This is a genomic window from Limimaricola variabilis, from assembly GCF_034371605.1.
In the GTDB taxonomy this organism is placed as follows: Bacteria; Pseudomonadota; Alphaproteobacteria; order Rhodobacterales; family Rhodobacteraceae; genus Limimaricola; species Limimaricola variabilis.
The window spans coordinates 1,355,638-1,371,388 of sequence record NZ_CP139691.1; the positions used below are offsets into that span (position 1 = coordinate 1,355,638).

The 15,751-nt window shown below is 68.8% G+C and carries 14 protein-coding genes; 1 reads left to right on the forward strand and 13 read right to left on the reverse strand.

Annotated features, from left to right (window positions below):
- Positions 1-54 precede the first annotated feature (54 nt).
- From murB to T8T21_RS06685, 5 genes are read right to left on the reverse strand one after another with little or no spacing between them, the layout of a single operon-like run.
- Entirely contained in the window at positions 55-984 is a 930-nt protein-coding gene (murB, locus tag T8T21_RS06665) for a UDP-N-acetylmuramate dehydrogenase (RefSeq protein WP_322337281.1), read from the reverse strand.
- Positions 981-1,217, reverse strand: coding sequence for a DUF2484 family protein (locus tag T8T21_RS06670; RefSeq protein ID WP_322337282.1), 237 nt, complete (start codon positions 1,215-1,217; stop codon positions 981-983). Before T8T21_RS06670 ends, murB begins: the two co-directional genes overlap by 4 nt.
- Positions 1,214-2,617: a UDP-N-acetylmuramate--L-alanine ligase gene (murC, locus tag T8T21_RS06675; RefSeq protein ID WP_322337283.1), complete on the reverse strand. Its 1,404-nt coding sequence runs from the start codon at positions 2,615-2,617 to the stop codon at positions 1,214-1,216. The genes T8T21_RS06670 and murC overlap by 4 nt, the downstream gene beginning before the upstream one ends.
- 17 nt (positions 2,618-2,634) lie before the next feature.
- Positions 2,635-3,741 (reverse strand): UDP-N-acetylglucosamine--N-acetylmuramyl-(pentapeptide) pyrophosphoryl-undecaprenol N-acetylglucosamine transferase, encoded by a 1,107-nt coding sequence (locus tag T8T21_RS06680; protein WP_322337284.1) that lies wholly within the window; start codon positions 3,739-3,741, stop codon positions 2,635-2,637.
- The gene (locus T8T21_RS06685) at positions 3,741-4,907 is read right to left on the reverse strand and encodes a peptidoglycan glycosyltransferase FtsW (protein ID WP_183474204.1); all 1,167 of its coding nucleotides are present in this window, start codon (positions 4,905-4,907) and stop codon (positions 3,741-3,743) included. The genes T8T21_RS06680 and T8T21_RS06685 overlap by 1 nt, the downstream gene beginning before the upstream one ends.
- A gap of 152 nt (positions 4,908-5,059) precedes the next feature.
- Between T8T21_RS06685 and T8T21_RS06690 the strand changes: the two genes are divergently transcribed.
- Complete coding sequence (locus tag T8T21_RS06690) at positions 5,060-6,250, forward strand: BaiN/RdsA family NAD(P)/FAD-dependent oxidoreductase (protein WP_322337285.1); 1,191 nt, start codon at positions 5,060-5,062, stop codon at positions 6,248-6,250.
- A 48-nt stretch (positions 6,251-6,298) separates the two neighbouring features.
- On the opposite strand, the gene murD is transcribed toward T8T21_RS06690, so the two are convergent.
- From murD to T8T21_RS06730, 8 genes are read right to left on the reverse strand one after another with little or no spacing between them, the layout of a single operon-like run.
- A complete protein-coding gene (gene murD / locus T8T21_RS06695; RefSeq protein WP_322337286.1) occupies positions 6,299-7,696 on the reverse strand; it encodes a UDP-N-acetylmuramoyl-L-alanine--D-glutamate ligase in 1,398 nt (465 codons plus the stop codon).
- Positions 7,697-7,714: 18 nt separating this feature from the next.
- Positions 7,715-8,797, reverse strand: coding sequence for a phospho-N-acetylmuramoyl-pentapeptide-transferase (gene mraY, locus T8T21_RS06700; protein ID WP_183474195.1), 1,083 nt, complete (start codon positions 8,795-8,797; stop codon positions 7,715-7,717).
- Positions 8,798-8,802: 5 nt separating this feature from the next.
- Positions 8,803-10,245, reverse strand: a complete 1,443-nt coding sequence (locus T8T21_RS06705) for a UDP-N-acetylmuramoyl-tripeptide--D-alanyl-D-alanine ligase (RefSeq protein WP_322337287.1) — start codon at positions 10,243-10,245, stop codon at positions 8,803-8,805.
- On the reverse strand, positions 10,242-11,744 hold the full coding sequence (locus T8T21_RS06710; RefSeq protein ID WP_322337288.1) for a UDP-N-acetylmuramoyl-L-alanyl-D-glutamate--2,6-diaminopimelate ligase: 1,503 nt from the start codon (positions 11,742-11,744) through the stop codon (positions 10,242-10,244). The genes T8T21_RS06705 and T8T21_RS06710 overlap by 4 nt, the downstream gene beginning before the upstream one ends.
- A 16-nt stretch (positions 11,745-11,760) precedes the next feature.
- The gene (locus T8T21_RS06715) at positions 11,761-13,545 is read right to left on the reverse strand and encodes a peptidoglycan D,D-transpeptidase FtsI family protein (RefSeq protein WP_183474186.1); all 1,785 of its coding nucleotides are present in this window, start codon (positions 13,543-13,545) and stop codon (positions 11,761-11,763) included.
- The gene (gene ftsL / locus T8T21_RS06720; RefSeq protein WP_183474183.1) at positions 13,542-13,901 is read right to left on the reverse strand and encodes a cell division protein FtsL; all 360 of its coding nucleotides are present in this window, start codon (positions 13,899-13,901) and stop codon (positions 13,542-13,544) included. Before ftsL ends, T8T21_RS06715 begins: the two co-directional genes overlap by 4 nt.
- Positions 13,898-14,872, reverse strand: a complete 975-nt coding sequence (rsmH, locus tag T8T21_RS06725) for a 16S rRNA (cytosine(1402)-N(4))-methyltransferase RsmH (protein ID WP_322337289.1) — start codon at positions 14,870-14,872, stop codon at positions 13,898-13,900. The genes ftsL and rsmH overlap by 4 nt, the downstream gene beginning before the upstream one ends.
- Before the next feature lie 4 nt (positions 14,873-14,876).
- On the reverse strand, positions 14,877-15,371 hold the full coding sequence (locus T8T21_RS06730) for a division/cell wall cluster transcriptional repressor MraZ (RefSeq protein WP_085894713.1): 495 nt from the start codon (positions 15,369-15,371) through the stop codon (positions 14,877-14,879).
- Positions 15,372-15,751 lie beyond the last annotated feature (380 nt).

Sequence of the window (15,751 nt, forward strand, 5' to 3'; positions counted from 1 at the left end):
GTTTCGGCCCATTACGGACCTCCCCCGCTTCGCGAGGGTCTCGTTATTCGCTTGTCACGCGGCCGGATCGCCGATCCGCATGATTTCCCATTCTAGCGTCAGGCCGGAATGATCGTAAACCCTTTTCCGGACCCGCTCGCCCAGTCCCTCCAACTCGGCCGCCGTGGCGTCACCGGAATTGGTGAGGAAATTCGGATGCTTGTCGTTCATCACCGCGCCGCCCAACCGGGCGCCGCGCAGACCGGCATCCTCGATCACCTTCCACGCCTTGAGCTCGTGACTGTCATCGGCCCGCCCGGTGGAGGAGAATCCTGCCGGATTGCGGAAGGTCGATCCGGCAGTGCGGTCCTTGGTCGGCTGGCTGGCATCGCGCCGCTCGATCTGCTCGGCCATCCGCGCCTCGAGCGCCTCCGGCTCACCTTCGGGTGCGTCGAACACCGCCTCGACGATCACCGCCCCCTCGGGCAGATGGCTGGAACGGTAGGCCAGCTCCAGCGCGGAGGCCGGCAGCACCTCTTCGCGGCCGTCGCGGTGAATCACCGTCACCTCGCGGAGCGCGTCGGCGACATAGGCGCCGTAGCAGCCTGCATTCATGCGCACCGCACCACCGATCGCACCGGGAATGGTGCGCAGGAAGGTCAGATCGCGCCCCGCAGCAGCAGCCTTGCGCGCGACATGCGCGTCGAGCGCGGCGGCGCCCGCGGTGACGGTGCCATCCGCTGCGATCTCGATGCCGTTGAAGCCGCGCCCAAGCCGGATCACAACGCCCCGCACCCCGCCGTCGCGGACGATCAGGTTGGAGCCGACTCCCATCGGGAAGACCGGAACCGAAGGGTCGAGATCGCGCAGAAAGGCCGCGAGATCCTCGCGATCGGCCGGTTGGAACAGCCAGTCGGCCGGGCCACCGACGCGCAGCCAGGTCAGGTCGGCCAGCGGCCGGTCCGGCGTCAGCCGTCCACGCACTTCGGGAAGCGCCGCCATCATGCCCGCTCCGCCGTCAGCCGCCAGCGCAGCATCGCGGCACCCAGGGCGAACAGCGCCACGCCCGCGACCGGGCCCAATGCGAAGGTGGTCCAGCCGAGCAATGGCACACCGGTCGCCACCAGGATGGCGCTGCGACCATGGCGGCCGTCCTGCACCGGCCGCATTGCCAGAATATTGGCCGCGATCAGCCAGAGCGCCGCCATCGCCAGCGGCCAGAGCTGAGCGCCGCTCACCCGCCCTGCTCCAGCCTTGCGGGCAGCGCCCCGGCCCAGGCGCTGATCGTGCCCGCGCCGAGGCAGACCACGATGTCGCCCGGCCGCGCCTGCTCGCGCACCAACCGCGCCAGATCCTCCTCGGAGGTGACGGCGCGGGCGTGGCGGTGGCCGTGGCGGATCAGCCCGGCGACGAGGTCGTCGCGTCCGGCCCCGTCGATCGGCTGCTCACCGGCGGCGTAGATGTCGGAGATCCCGACCACGTCGGCATCGTTGAAACAGGTGCAGAAATCCTCGAACAGCGAGGCGAGCCGTGTGTAGCGATGCGGCTGGTGCACGGCGATCACCCGCCCCTCGCTGGCCTGCCGGGCCGCCCGCAGGACGGCGGCGATCTCGACCGGATGATGGCCGTAATCGTCGATGATCGCGACCCCGTTCCACTCGCCCACCTTGGTAAAGCGGCGGTTGACCCCGCCGAAGGCGGCGAGCGCGGCACGGATCTCTTCGCGCTTCATCCCCAGATGGCGGGCCACGGCAACCGCAGCCAGGGCGTTCGACACGTTGTGGTCGCCCGGCATCGGCAGGGTGCAGCCCTCGATCACCATGTCCTCGGCCCGCAGCACGATATCGAAATGGGCGACGCCGGCCTTGTAGGTCAGGTTGGCGGCGCGCACATCGGCCTGCGCGTTGAAACCGAAGGTGGTGACGCGACGGTCGGTGATCTTGCCGACCAGCGCTTGCACCTCGGGGTGGTCGGTGCAGCAGACCGCGAGACCGTAGAACGGGATGTTCGAGACGAAGTCGAGGAAGCCTTTCCGAAGCCCCTCGATCGAGCCCCAGTGATCCATGTGCTCGGGATCGATATTGGTGACGATGGCGATCGTCGCGGGCAGCCGGTTGAAGGTGCCGTCGCTCTCGTCGGCCTCGACCACCATCCACTCGCCCTGGCCCATCCGGGCGTTCGAGCCATAGGCGTGGATGATGCCGCCATTGACCACGGTGGGGTCGAAATGGCCGGCATCGAGCAGCGTCGCCACCATGGTGGTCGTGGTCGTCTTTCCATGGGTGCCACCGACCGCGACGTTCGAGCGCAGCCGCATCAGTTCGGCCAGCATCTCGGCCCTGCGCACGACGGGCAGACCGCGGCGGCGCGCCTCGTCGAGTTCGGGGTTGCCCGGCTTGATGGCCGAGGAGATCACCACGACCTGCGCGCCGTCGAGGTTCTCGCCCGACTGGCCGATGAAGACCCGTGCGCCCAGCCCTTCGAGCCGCTCGGTGATCTTCGAGCCTTTCAGATCCGAGCCCTGGATCGTGTAGCCCTGGTTGAGCAGCACCTCGGCGATACCGGACATGCCGATACCCCCGATGCCGACGAAGTGGATCGGTCCGACATCGAGCGGCAATTTCGTCGCAGCGTTCATGACCTGTGTCCCGTCCATCAAGAATCCGTGCCCTTCTGTTCATCCGCGAGGCGTTCGACAACCCCCGCAAGCCGCTCCGCCGCGTCCGCCACCCCGACCGAGCGCGCCGCATGCGCCATGCGCATCGCGCCCTCGCCGTCGCTCAGAACCCGCGCCACCTGCTCGGACAGCGCTTCGACGTGAAACCGGCTCTCCGGGAACATGATCGCCGCGCCCGCTTCGACAAGCCCCCGCGCGTTCGCCGTCTGATGATCGGCGGCGGCGGCGGCATAAGGCACGAGAATCGCGGGGCGTCCGATCACGCTCAGATCGGCGACGGTCGAGGCACCGGACCGGCAGATCACCAGCTGCGCCTCGCTCATCCGGGTCGGCACATCGGCGAAAAAGGTCTGGACGTCGGCGTCGATGCCCTCGTCCGCGTAATAGGTCGAGACGCGCTGGACATCCTCTTCGCGCGCCTGATGGCTGACCCGGACCCGGCGACGCAGCTCGCCCGGCAGGTTCGCGATCGCCGGCGGCACGACGTCGCTGAGGATCCGCGCCCCCTGGCTGCCGCCGATCACCAGCACCGACATCGGGTAATCGCCCGGCGGGATATAGGCCGCACCGGCGCGCTCGATCACCGCGCCGCGTACCGGGTTGCCGGTATGGATCGCCTCGACGCCCTGCGGCAGTTCGGTCGGCCAGGTACCGCAGGCCACCGCGTGGACGCGGCGCGCGAACAGCGCGTTGACACGGCCCAGCACGCCGTTCTGCTCGTGGATCATGCGCGGCAGGCCCAGCATGGTCGCGGCCGAGAGCGCCGGGATCGACGGGTAGCCGCCGAAACCCACCACCATGGCCGGGCGGTCACGCATCATCCGGCTCACCGCCGCGGCCACGCCGCCGCCGATCCTGAGCGGCGCAAGCGCCTTGGCCGTCAGCCCGCCACGCGCGAAGGTGGCCGAGCCGACCTGCTCGATCTCGACCGCGCGCGGAAAGCCTTGGGTGTAGCGCGCGCCGCGCGCATCGGTGGACAGCTTCACCCGCCAGCCGCGGGTCAGCATCAGCTCGGCCAGCGCCTGGGCGGGGAACATGTGCCCGCCGGTGCCGCCGGCGGCGATCACGAGAAGCGGTCCCGCCATCAGCGGCTCCGCCGCAACAGGATGTCGCCGATGCCGCCCTGCGGACGGGTGCGGGTGAAGGCCAGCAGCATGCCCAGCGCGATGCCGGAGGCGATCACAGAGGAGCCACCATAGCTCACGAAGGGCAGCGTCATGCCCTTGGCCGGCAGCAGCCGGACCGCCACGCCCATGTTGATCATCGCCTGCACGCCGAAGGCGCAGGCGAGGCCGGTCCCGGCGAGGCGGATGAAGGTGTCGCGCTCCTTCATCAGCCGCAGCAGCGAGCGGACGACGATGGTCGCATAAAGCAGGATGATCGCGATCACGCAGATCAGCCCGTATTCCTCGGCGGCCACCGCGATGATGAAGTCGGTATGCGCGTCGGGCAGCGACCACTTCACCTGGCCCTCGCCGACGCCGACGCCGAAGAAGCCGCCTTCGCGGATCGCGTTGGTGGCGTAGCCGAGCTGGGTGTTGGGGTCGACCTCGGCGGCGAGGAAGCCGTCGATGCGGCGAGCGAAGTGCTCAGAGCTGTTATAGGCCAACGTGCCGCCGGCGACGACCGCGCCGGCGAGGCCGAGGAGCAGCACCATCGGCGCGCCGCCGACGAAATACATCACGCCCCAGGAAAACAGCACCAGCGCCGCCTGTCCAAAGTCGGGCTGCAGCGCGAGGAACATGACGATGGTGAAAGCCAGTGCAAAGGACCACAGCCGGCCCGGAGGGCCCGACGGCTCCATCCCGGCTGCCATGAACCAGGCGGCGACCACGACGAAGCCGGGCTTGAGGAACTCCGACGGCTGAACCGAGGCAAAGCCGAAGGAATACCAGCGCACCGCGCCCTTGCCGAAATCGGTGCCAAAGATCGGCAGCAGCGCCAGCGCGACGAAGGCCCCAAGGAAGCCCACCACCGCGAGACGGCGCACCAGATAGGGCTTCATCATCGAGATGCCGAGCATCACGGCGAGCGAGAGCACCCCGAAGAAGGCCTGGCGGCTGACGTAGTAGAACGGATCGAGCCCGTTGCGCGACGCGAGCGGCGGCGAGGCCGCGAGGCCCAGCAAAAGGCCGATCGCGAACAGCAACAGGATGCAGGACATGGTCCAGACATCGATAGTGCGCCACCAGCGCGGGAGAATCGGATCGACGGTCCTGACCGGGACCGCGCCATGCACCATTTCGGTCATGAACCTGCTGCCTGATTGCCTCTGCCCTGCCCGCTTGAGCGGGTCTATACGAGAGACTAGCGTGGATGGCCCGGATTGACCATGAAAATAACGTCCAGTGATTTTCGCACCAAGGCTTGAGCCCGTGGCCGAAAAGCGGCAGGTCGCGAGACATGGAGTCCCTTCGACATATCAACACCCTGATCCTCGGTGCCGGCGCCGCTGGCCTGTTCGCGGCGATCCACGCGGGCGGCGACACGCTGGTAATCGATCACGCGCGCAACCCCGGCGAGAAGATCCGAATCTCCGGCGGCGGGCGCTGCAACTTCACCAACACGCGCACCGCACCCGAATGCTTTCTCGGGGCCAACCCGCATTTCCACAAGTCGGCGCTGGCCCGCTATACGCCGTGGGACTTCCTCGACCTCGTGCAACGGCACGGCATTGCCTGGCATGAGAAGACGCTGGGGCAGCTGTTCTGCGACGGTCGCGCCACGCAGATCGTCGCGATGCTGGTGGAGGAGGCCCGCGCCGCTGGTGCCACCCTGTCCCTCGAGACCGCCCTCGTGGAGATCGACCGGGACGAGAGCAGTTTCCGCGCGGTGATCGAGCGCGGCGGCCGCCGCGAGACGATCCGCGCGGCCCGGGTCGTCGTGGCCACCGGTGGCAAGTCGATTCCCAAGATGGGGGCCACGGGCCTCGCCTACCGGATCGCCGAGCAATTCGGCATCGCCGTCACCGAAACCCGCCCCGGTCTGGTGCCGCTGACCTTCCCGGACAGGTTCTCGGGGCTGTCGGGTGTGGCGCTACCGGTGCGCGCGCAGGCGCAGGGGCCTGCCTTCGACGAGGCGCTGCTCTTCACCCATCGCGGGCTCTCCGGCCCCGCGATCCTGCAGGCTTCGTCCTATTGGCGCGAGGGGGAGGAGATCCGCATCGACCTCGCCCCCGACGGGCAGCTGGCCGAGGCACTGCGCGCGGCGCGGCGCAGCGATGGCCGCAAGGCGGTGACCACCGTGCTGGCCCAGCACCTGCCGGCCCGGCTGGTCGATGCCTGGGCCGCCGAGCACCCGATGCCGGGCAACATGGCCGACCAGTCTGACCGCGCCATCGACGCGCTCTGCGAGAGCCTGCGGGACTGGCGGCTGGTGCCCGCCGGGACCGAGGGCTACCGCACTGCCGAGGTGACGCTGGGCGGCGTGTCCACCGACGCGCTATCCTCCAAGACGATGGCGGCAAAGACCGTGCCGGGGCTGTATTTCGTGGGCGAATGCGTCGACGTCACCGGCTGGCTCGGCGGCTACAATTTCCAATGGGCCTGGGCCTCGGGCTTCGCGGCGGGCACTGCGATCGCGCAGGGCGGCTGACCGCCCTGCCGCCCGGGGTCGCCCGCCTGGGCGTGTGGCCCCGGGATCTCAGAGCCGCGCGCGCACCTGCGCGACGAAATCCTCGCCGCGCTTCTCGAAATTGTCGTACTGGTCGAAGCTCGCCGCGGCCGGCGCCAGCAGGACCGTGTCACCCGGCTCCGCCTCGGCCATGGCGCGCTCGACTGCGACGGCCATGGTGCCGCAGACCTCCGCCTCGACGCCCGGAAGCTTCACGGCGAACGCCTCGGCCTCGCGGCCGATCACGTAGGCCTTCGCCACATTCGCGAGCCCCGTGCCCAAGCCGCCGAGGCCGCCTTCCTTCTCCAGCCCGCCACAGATCCAGCGGATCCGCGGAAAGGCGGCCAGCGCCTTGGCAGCCGCGTCGACATTCGTGGCCTTGCTGTCGTTGACGAAAATCACGCCGTCCTTCTCGCCCACGCGCTGCGAGCGGTGCGGCAGGCCACCATAGGAGCGCAGCGCCGCCTCGATGCCGCGCGGCCCCAGCCCGAGCGCCCGCGCCACCGCCCAAGCCGCGCAGGCGTTCTGGTGGTTATGCGCGCCCGGCAGTCCGGGGATGTCGCGCAGATCGACGGAGGCGACCTGCCGCCCCTTGCGATACTCCGCGAGGAAACCCTTGCGGGCGAAGACGTTCCAGCCCGGCCCGGTGAGCTTGCGGCCCGAGGAGATCGCGATGACGCGGTCGTCGGCCTGCCCGGTAGCGAGTTGGTTGGCGAGGTAGCGCCCCTCGTTCTCGTCCACTCCGACCACGGCGCGATCCGGGCCGCCCTCGGAAAAGAGCCGGCGCTTCGCGGCGAAATAGCCGCCCGGCCCCGCGTGGCGGTCGAGATGATCGGGCGACAGGTTCGTCAGCACCGCGATGTCCGGGGTCAGCGCGCGCGCGAGCTCGGTCTGGTAGCTCGACAGCTCCAGCACCACCACCTCGCCGTCATGCGGCGGGTCGAGGTCGAGCACACCGCGCCCGATATTGCCGGCAAGCTGCGCGGGCCGCCCGTTCTCGGTCAGGATGTGATGGATCAGCGCGGAGGTGGTCGACTTGCCGTTCGAGCCGGTGACCGCGACGATGCGCGGCATGGTATCGAACTGGTCGAAATCCTCGGTCGCGTAGCTGCGGAAGAAGAGGCCGATATCGTTGTCGACCGGCACGCCTGCCTCCCAAGCGGCGGCGATGGCCGCGTGCGGCGCGGGGTAGAGATGCGGGATGCCCGGCGAGGTGACGAGCAGCGACACGCCTTCATAGGCCGAGGCACGGGTCAGGTCGCGCAGCTCGATCCCCTCGGCCTCGGCGGCCTCGCGGCCTGAGGGACCGTCATCCCAAGCGACGACCTGCGCGCCACCCGCGCGCAGCGCCGCCGCCGTGGCCCGGCCCGACCGGCCAAGGCCAAGCACCGCGACGGTCTGGCCGTCCATTCCACGAACCGGGATCATGCGTGTCTCTCCGTAATGTCAGCGCAGCTTGAGCGTGGCGAGGCCGATCATCGCGAGGATCAGCGAAATGATCCAAAAGCGGATCACGATCTGCGGCTCGGACCAGCCCTTCTTCTCGTAGTGATGGTGGATCGGCGCCATCAGGAAGACCCGGCGACCGGTGCGTTTGAAATAGAGCACCTGGATGATCACCGAGAGCGCCTCGACCACGAAGAGCCCGCCGACGATGGCCAGGACGATCTCGTGCTTGGTCGCGACCGCGATGGCACCGAGGCCCCCGCCCAGCGCGAGGCTGCCGGTGTCGCCCATGAACACCGCCGCAGGCGGCGCGTTGTACCACAGGAAGCCGAGGCCGCCGCCGATCAGCCCCATGGCGAAAATCAGAATCTCGCCGGTGTCGGGCACGTAATGGACGCCGAGATACTCGGTAAAGTCGGTGCGGCCCACGGCATAGGCGATGACGCCGAAGGCACCGGCGGCGATCATCACCGGCATGATGGCGAGCCCGTCGAGCCCGTCGGTGAGGTTCACCGCGTTGGCCGCGCCGACGATGACGATCATCGCGAACGGCACGAAGAGGATGCCGAGGTTCAGCAGCATCTCGTTATAGACCGGGAAGGCGAGTTGATGGGTCAGGTTGTCAGGGTGGTACATCGCCGCCCACCAGCCGGCGAGACCGGCGATCGCGAAGCCCAGCCCCAGGCGGACCTTGCCCGAGACGCCGTCGGTGTTCTGCTTGCGCACCTTGGCGTAATCGTCGGCAAAGCCGATCAGCGCGAAGCCCAGCGTCACGAACAGCACCATCAGCACGTAGGGGTTGTCGAGCCGCGCCCAGAGCAGCGTCGAGGTCAACAGCGCGCCGACGATCAGCAGGCCGCCCATGGTCGGGGTGCCTGCCTTCACGAAATGTCCCTCGGGGCCGTCGGTGCGGATCGGCTGGCCCTTGCCCTGCGTGCGGCGCAACACGTTGATCAGCGGCGGCCCGAACAGGAAGCCGAACAGCAGCGACGTCAGGAAGGCCCCGCCTGCCCGGAAGGTAATGTAGCGGAACAGGTTGAAGAAGTCGCCGCCGTCGGAGAGCAGCGTCAGCAGATAGAGCATGGGCCTCAGGCCTCCTTGTCGCCGGAGGGGTTGCGTTGCCCCAGTTTGCGGATCGCGTCAACGAGGCGGCTCACCTGGCTGCCCTTCGAGCCCTTGACCAGCACGACATCGCCGGAATCGACGAGCCTTGCCAGATCGGGCAGGAGTTCCTCGGCCCGCCCGACCCAGCGGCCGCGCCGCTCGGCCGGCAGCGCCGCGTGCAGCGCCCGCATCCGCGGGCCGACGCAATGTACCGTACGGATCGCCGCTATCGCCGGATCATCGGCCATCGCCGCATGCATCTCGTGCTCCTGTGGACCGAGTTCCAGCATGTCGCCGAGGATCGCGATGCGCCGGCCGCGATGCACCCGCCCTACCCCGTCGCGCGGGGTCGAAGCGGCCAGCACCGCGAGCGAGGCCGAAAGCGAGGTCGGGTTGGCGTTGAAGGCGTCGTCGATCAACTCCAGCGTCTCGCCCTCGCGGGCGGGGTCGAGCACGACCGTCTCGCGCGTGCCGCGCCCGGCGGGCGGTGCCCATGCCGAGAGGTTGCAGATCGCCCGCGCCCGGTCGGCGCCCATGGCCTGGGCCACGGCGATGACGCCAAGCGCGTTGAGCATGAAATGCCGCCCCTCGGTCGCCACCTTGAGCGCCACCTCGGTCCGCCACAGCCGGGCCCGGCCCACCGTCGCGCCGTCGCGCAGATGCGCCTCGCGCAGACGGTGATGATTGCTGACACCCGCGCCGAAGCCCACGATCCGCGCTCCGGCGGCGCGTGCTGCCGCGCGCAGGATCGGGCTGGTCGGAAGATCGCCATTGACCACGGCACAGCCGCCGGGCTCCAGCCCTTCGAATATCGAGGCCTTCTCGCGCGCGATCCCCTCGACGTTCTCGAAGGCCTCGAGATGGACGGCGGCGACGGTGGTGACCATCGCCACATGCGGCCGCGCCATGCGCGCCAGCGGCGCGATCTCGCCGGGGTGGTTCATGCCGATCTCGATCACCGCGAAATCGGTGTCGGCGGGCATCCGCGCCAGCGTCAGCGGCACGCCCCAATGGTTGTTGTAGCTGGCCTCGGCGGCATGGACCTTGCCCTGCCCTTCCAGTGCGGCCCGAAGCATCTCCTTGGTCGAGGTCTTGCCGACCGAGCCGGTAATCGCCGCGACCTTGGCCTTCGTGCGGGCGCGACCGGCCATGCCCAGCCGCTCCAGCGCCGGGAGCACCTCGTCGACGATCAGCAGCGGTGCATCGGGATCGACGCCTTCGGGAATGCGGCTGACCAGCGCGGCCGCCGCCCCCTTGTCGAGCGCCTGCGCCACGAAGTCATGCCCGTCACGCGCGGCAGCGAGCGCCACGAACAGGTCGCCAGGCCGGATGGTGCGGGTGTCGATCGAGACGCCGGTGGCGGCCCAGCCGGTCGTGGCCCGGCCGCCAGTGGCTTCGGCCGCGTCTGCGGCGCTCCACAATGTCATGCGTGCCCCTCCAGCGCGGCCACGGCGACCGAGGCCTGCTCGGCGTCATCGAATGGCAGGATATCCTGGCCGACGATCTGGCCGGTCTCATGCCCCTTGCCGCAGATCAGGAGCGCGTCGCCGGGCCCCAGCGCGTCGACCCCGCGCAGGATCGCCTCGGCCCGGTCGCCGGTCTCGGTGACGCTCTCGGCCCCGCCCATCACGCCCCGCGCACCTTCGAGCACGGCGGCACGAATCGAGGCAGGATCTTCAGAGCGCGGGTTGTCGTCGGTGACGATCACCGCGTCGGCATGATGCGCCGCCGCCGCGCCCATCAGCGGTCGCTTGGTGCGATCGCGGTCGCCGCCGGCGCCGACGATGGCGATGATCCGCCCCATCACATGCGGGCGCAGCGCCTTGAGCGCGGTTTCGATCGCGTCAGGCGTATGGGCATAGTCGACGAAGATCGTGGCGCCGTTGTCGCGTTGCGCGGCAAGCTGCATTCGGCCGCGCACGGTGGTGAGCTCGGGCAGCGCGCGGAACACCTCGTCGGGATCCTCGCCCGCCCCGATCACCAGCGCCGCGGCAAGCAGGACGTTCTCGGCCTGGAATCCGCCGACGAGATCGAGCCGGCACATCCGCGCCACCCCCTGCCAGGCGAATCGCAGCTCCTGCCCGGTGGCATCGAAGCGCTGGGCCAGCAGCCGCAGCCGCGCGCCCTCGCCCCGCCCGACGCCGATCACTTCCTGGCCACGCGCAGCGCAACGGCGGGCAATCTCGGCACCCTTCGCATCGTCGAGATTGGTGGCGACCACCCCCTCTTCGGGGAGCACCCGCTCGAACAGCGCCAGCTTGGCTTCGAAATAGGCCTCGAAGCTGTGATGGTAGTCGAGATGGTCCTGGCTGAAATTGGTGAAGCCCGCCGCCGCCGGGATCACCCCGTCGAGCCGGTGCTGATCGAGCCCGTGGGAGGAAGCTTCCATCGCCACATGGGTGACACCCTCGCGCGCGGCCTGCGCCAGCGTCCGGTGCAGGGTGAGCGGATCTGGCGTGGTATGGCGCAGCGGGTAGGTCCAGGCGCCCTCGACCCCGGTGGTGCCGAGATTGACCGCGCGGCGGCCCAGCGCCATCCAGATCATCCGGGCGAATGTCGAGACCGAGGTCTTGCCGTTGGTGCCGGTGACCGCGACGATGGTCTCGGGCGCCGCTCCGAACCAGAGCGCGGCTGCCCGCGCCAGGGCCTGGCGCGGCTCCTCGGCCACCACCAGCGCGACATCCGATCCGGCCAGCGTGGGCGCGGCGATGCGTGCGCCCTCCGCATCGGTGAGGATCGCAGCCGCGCCCTTTTCGAGCGCGGTCTCGATGAAGCCCGCCCCATGCGCGACGCTGCCGGGCAGCGCCGCGAAGAGATGGCCCTCGCGGACCTCGCGGCTGTCCGCCGTCAGCCCGGTCAGCCGCGCTTCGCGGCCACCCTGGGCCGTCAGCCCCAATTCGGCCAGCGTGGCCTGTTTGCCGTCCATGTCAGCCCCTCGCAGCCTAGTTCGCAGCGAGCGATATACCCTCGAAGGGCGCACCTTCAACCTGCGGCCTGACACCCAGCAGCGGCGCGGTCCGCCGGATCATCTCGGCGGCCACAGGAACGGCCGTCCAGCCGGCGGTGCGGCGCGGGATCGAACCGGTGGTTTCCACGGGCTCGTCGAAGGTCACGACGAAGACGTATTTCGGATCGGAGGCCGGGAACATGCCGGCGAAGGTGGAGATCACCTTGTCCTTGTAATAGCCACCGCCGTTTTCCTTGGGCTTGTCGGCGGTGCCGGTCTTGCCACCGACCTCGTAGCCGTCGACATCGCCGAGGCTCGCGGTGCCGCGGCTCACCACGGCGCGTAGCATGGCACGGGTGGCGGCGGCGGTCTGCTCGCTCACCACCCGCTCGCCGGGGGCCCGGTTCGCCTTGTGCAGCAGCGTCGGCGTGACCTTGAGACCGCCATTTGCCAGCGTCGCGTAACCCGCGGCGAGGTGCAGCGGCGTGACCGAGAGGCCGTGGCCATAGGAGATCGTCATGGTCGAGATCTCCGACCACTGGGCGGGCAGCAGGGGCTTGCCGGTCGGCGCCTCGATCATCTCGACTGCCGTAGGCTCGAGCATGCCGAGCTTGCCGAGGAATTCCTTCTGCTTCTCAGCGCCGAACATCAGCGCGATGCGCGAGGTGCCGATGTTGGAGCTTTCGACGATCACGTCTGTGGCCGAGAGCTGCGGGCCGTAATCGTGGAAATCGCGGATTCGGAACCGGCCCCAAGTCATGGGGCCCTTGGTGTCGATCATGGTCGAGGGCTGGATCAGCCCCATCTCGAGACCCTGCGCGACAGCGAAGATCTTGAAGACCGAGCCAAGCTCGTAGACGCCCTGCACCATGCGATTGAACAACGGGCTGTCGGCGGGCGAGCCCTTGGTCAGCGGCCGGGGCCGGTTGTTCGGGTCGAAGTCCGGCAGGCTGGCCATGGCGACGATCTCGCCGGTCTTGGCCTCCATCAACACGGCGGCCGCGCCACGGGCGTTGAGCAGATTCATGCCGCCCAGCAGCACCTCCTCCACCGCAGACTGCACGGTGAGGTCCAGGGACAACCGAAGCGGCGCGCCTTCGTTGGCCGGGTCGCGCAGGTAGGCATCGAATCGACGCTCCACCCCGGCCACGCCGATCACTTCGGCCGAGGAGACGCCCTCGCGACCGTAGCTCGCACCACCGAGGATATGCGACGCGATCGGCCCGTTGGGATAGATCCGCATTTCGCGCGGGCCGAACAGCAGGCCGGGATCGCCTATGTCATGCACCGCCTGCCGCTGCTCGGGGCTGATCTGCTTGCGGATCCACATGAACTTGCGGGGACCGGTGAAGTCCTCGAGCAGTTCCTGCTCGTCCAACTCGGGGAAGATCCGCACCAGCTCGGCCGCCGAGCGGACCGGGTCGATCATCTGTGGCGGCTGGGCGTAGAGGGCGTAGGTGTCGAGATTGGTGGCGAGGATCCGGCCCTCGCGGTCGATGATGTCGGCGCGCTGGGCGATGATCGGGTTGCCCGAGGCCGAGGCGCGCGGCTCTTCGGCGGGGGCGCCGGCCATGCCGGCCATCTTCACGCCGATCGCGCCGAAGGCCAGCAGGAAAAAACCGCCCATCACCAGGAGGCGTCCTTCGGCGCGGCTCCTCGCCCGGTCGCGGACTTCCTCGTGACGGAGCCGGAGGTTTTCGCGTTCGATCGCGTCCGGATTCTCGCCGCGTTCGCGGGCCTTGAGGATACGCGCCAGCGGGCGCAGCGGCCGTCGGATCACAGCGGTTCCTCGTCGGTGTTCATGAAGGCCGAGGACACCTCGACCGGGTTCATGATCGGCGGCAGCATCTCGGGCGGGAAGCCGACCTGCTGGACATGACCGAAGGCCTCCGGGCGCAACGGAAGCAGGCCGAGCCGGTCGAAGTTCAGGTCGGCGAGATCGCGCAGCCGGTCGGGACGGTTGAGATAGGCCCATTCGGCGTTGAGCATGCCCAGCCGCGCATGCGCCGCGCCGATCTTGGCGTAGAGCTGCCGAACCTCACGCAGAGATTGCTGCGTGGCGTAGTTCTCCTGGTAGGCCCAGAACCCCAGAGCGACGACGGCCAAGGCCGAAAACACGTAGATCACGCCCCTCATCGGCGTTTCTCCCCCTTGTCCAGAACGGGCATTCCCAGCGCGGCCGGTTCGGCCCGGCCCGCCGGGGCATCGGTGCGCCGCGCGATCCTGAGCCGCGCCGAGCGGGCACGCGGATTGACGGCGAGTTCATCATCATCGGCGGCCACCGCCTTGCGCCCCACCAGCTCGAAGGCCGGCGGCGGGCCCTCGACCTCCGGGGCGAAGCGGTTGGCGTTGCCGGTGGCGCCGGATCGCAGCTGCATGAAGCGCTTGACCATCCGGTCCTCGACCGAGTGGAAGGTCACCACGCCCAGGAGACCACCGGGCTTGAGCGCGCGCTCGGCGGCGGCGAGGCCCTCGAACAGCTCGTCATACTCTTCGTTCACCGCAATCCTGAGCGCCTGGAAGCTGCGCGTGGCGGGGTGGCTCTGACCCGGCTTCTGACGCGGCAGGCAGGATTTCACGATCTCGGCGAGCTGCAGCGTCGTCGTGACAGGGCGCGCCGCGATGATCGCGCGAGCGATGCGGCGGCTCTGCCGCTCCTCGCCATAGAGGAACAGGATGCGAGCCAGATGCGCCTCGTCGGCCTCGTTGACCAGATCGGCGGCGGAGGGGCCGTCGCGCCCCATGCGCATGTCGAGCGGGCCGTCTTTCTGGAAGGAGAACCCCCGCTCGGCCTGATCGATCTGCATCGAGGACACGCCCAGATCGAGCACGACGCCGTCGAGCGGCTCGCCCGCCAGCGCGTCGAGCTGCGAGAACCGCCCCTCGCGCATCTGCAGCCGGTCGCCATACTTCCCGGCCCAGGCTTGGGCCATTTCGAAGGTCGAGGGATCGCGGTCCACCGCGAAGACCTTGTCGGCCCCCGCGTCCAGGAGCGCCCGGGTATAGCCACCGGCCCCAAAGGTGCCGTCCAGCCAGACGCCCTCGATCGGCGCCAGCGCGGCGATCAGCGGACGCAGCAGGACCGGGATATGCGGCGCGTCGGTCATAGGCTCAGAGCCCCTCTACCAGGCTCAGCGGATCGAAACCTTCGGGCTGCTCTTCGAGCCAGTCGGTGACCTCCTGGCCCACGGTCTGCTCGAAGGTATCGGCCTTCCAGATCTCGAAATAGTCGCCCACGCCCATGAACAAGACCTCGCCCTGCTCCAGTCCCAGCTTGCGGCGCTGGCGGATCGGCATGACGATGCGGCCGTCGCGGTCGACCTCGAGCTTCATCGACTGGCCGAGATAGAGCCGGCTCACCATCTGCTTTTGCTTGGAGCCTGCGGGCATGGCGCGGATCTGCGCGGCGATACGGTCGAATTCCTCGACCGAATAGACCCGCAGATTGTCTTTAAGATGATCGCCGAACTGCAAGTAAAGCTTGGGAGAAAGTCCTTCGGTCCAGTCCGGGTCACCGGCCTCGAGCACGCGGCGGAAGTCAGCCGGGATGGACATGCGCCCTTTCCCGTCGATCTTCTGCGGATACTCTCCGGTAAACCCCAGCACGCTGTCCGCGACCCTCGTTCCTGCCCGCCCAGGTCGTCAGACCCGTGATACGAAAACGGCGGATCGAGCTGCTGCCACTGCTCGATCCGCCGCATCGTCCCGTTTCCGGGATGTCCGATCGCGCGCGCCACCTGGGGGGATGTCTGCTCGCTCGCGCGCCGGATCTCTTGTTAGAAAACAGCGGGTTGCCTGTATGAACCTGCTCTATTTTGCCGATGGGGTCTTGGGTGCCCCTAGTCCGTCTGTCCACCGTTTCCTTGGCCATAGGGATGCCATGGGAATTCATGGGAGGCAACAAATTTCCGGGCCAAATTGGCGCTTGTCGGGAGTGTTGTTTCTCAACCGCACCGCCATTGTCACGATTCGGTCACCCCATGAAC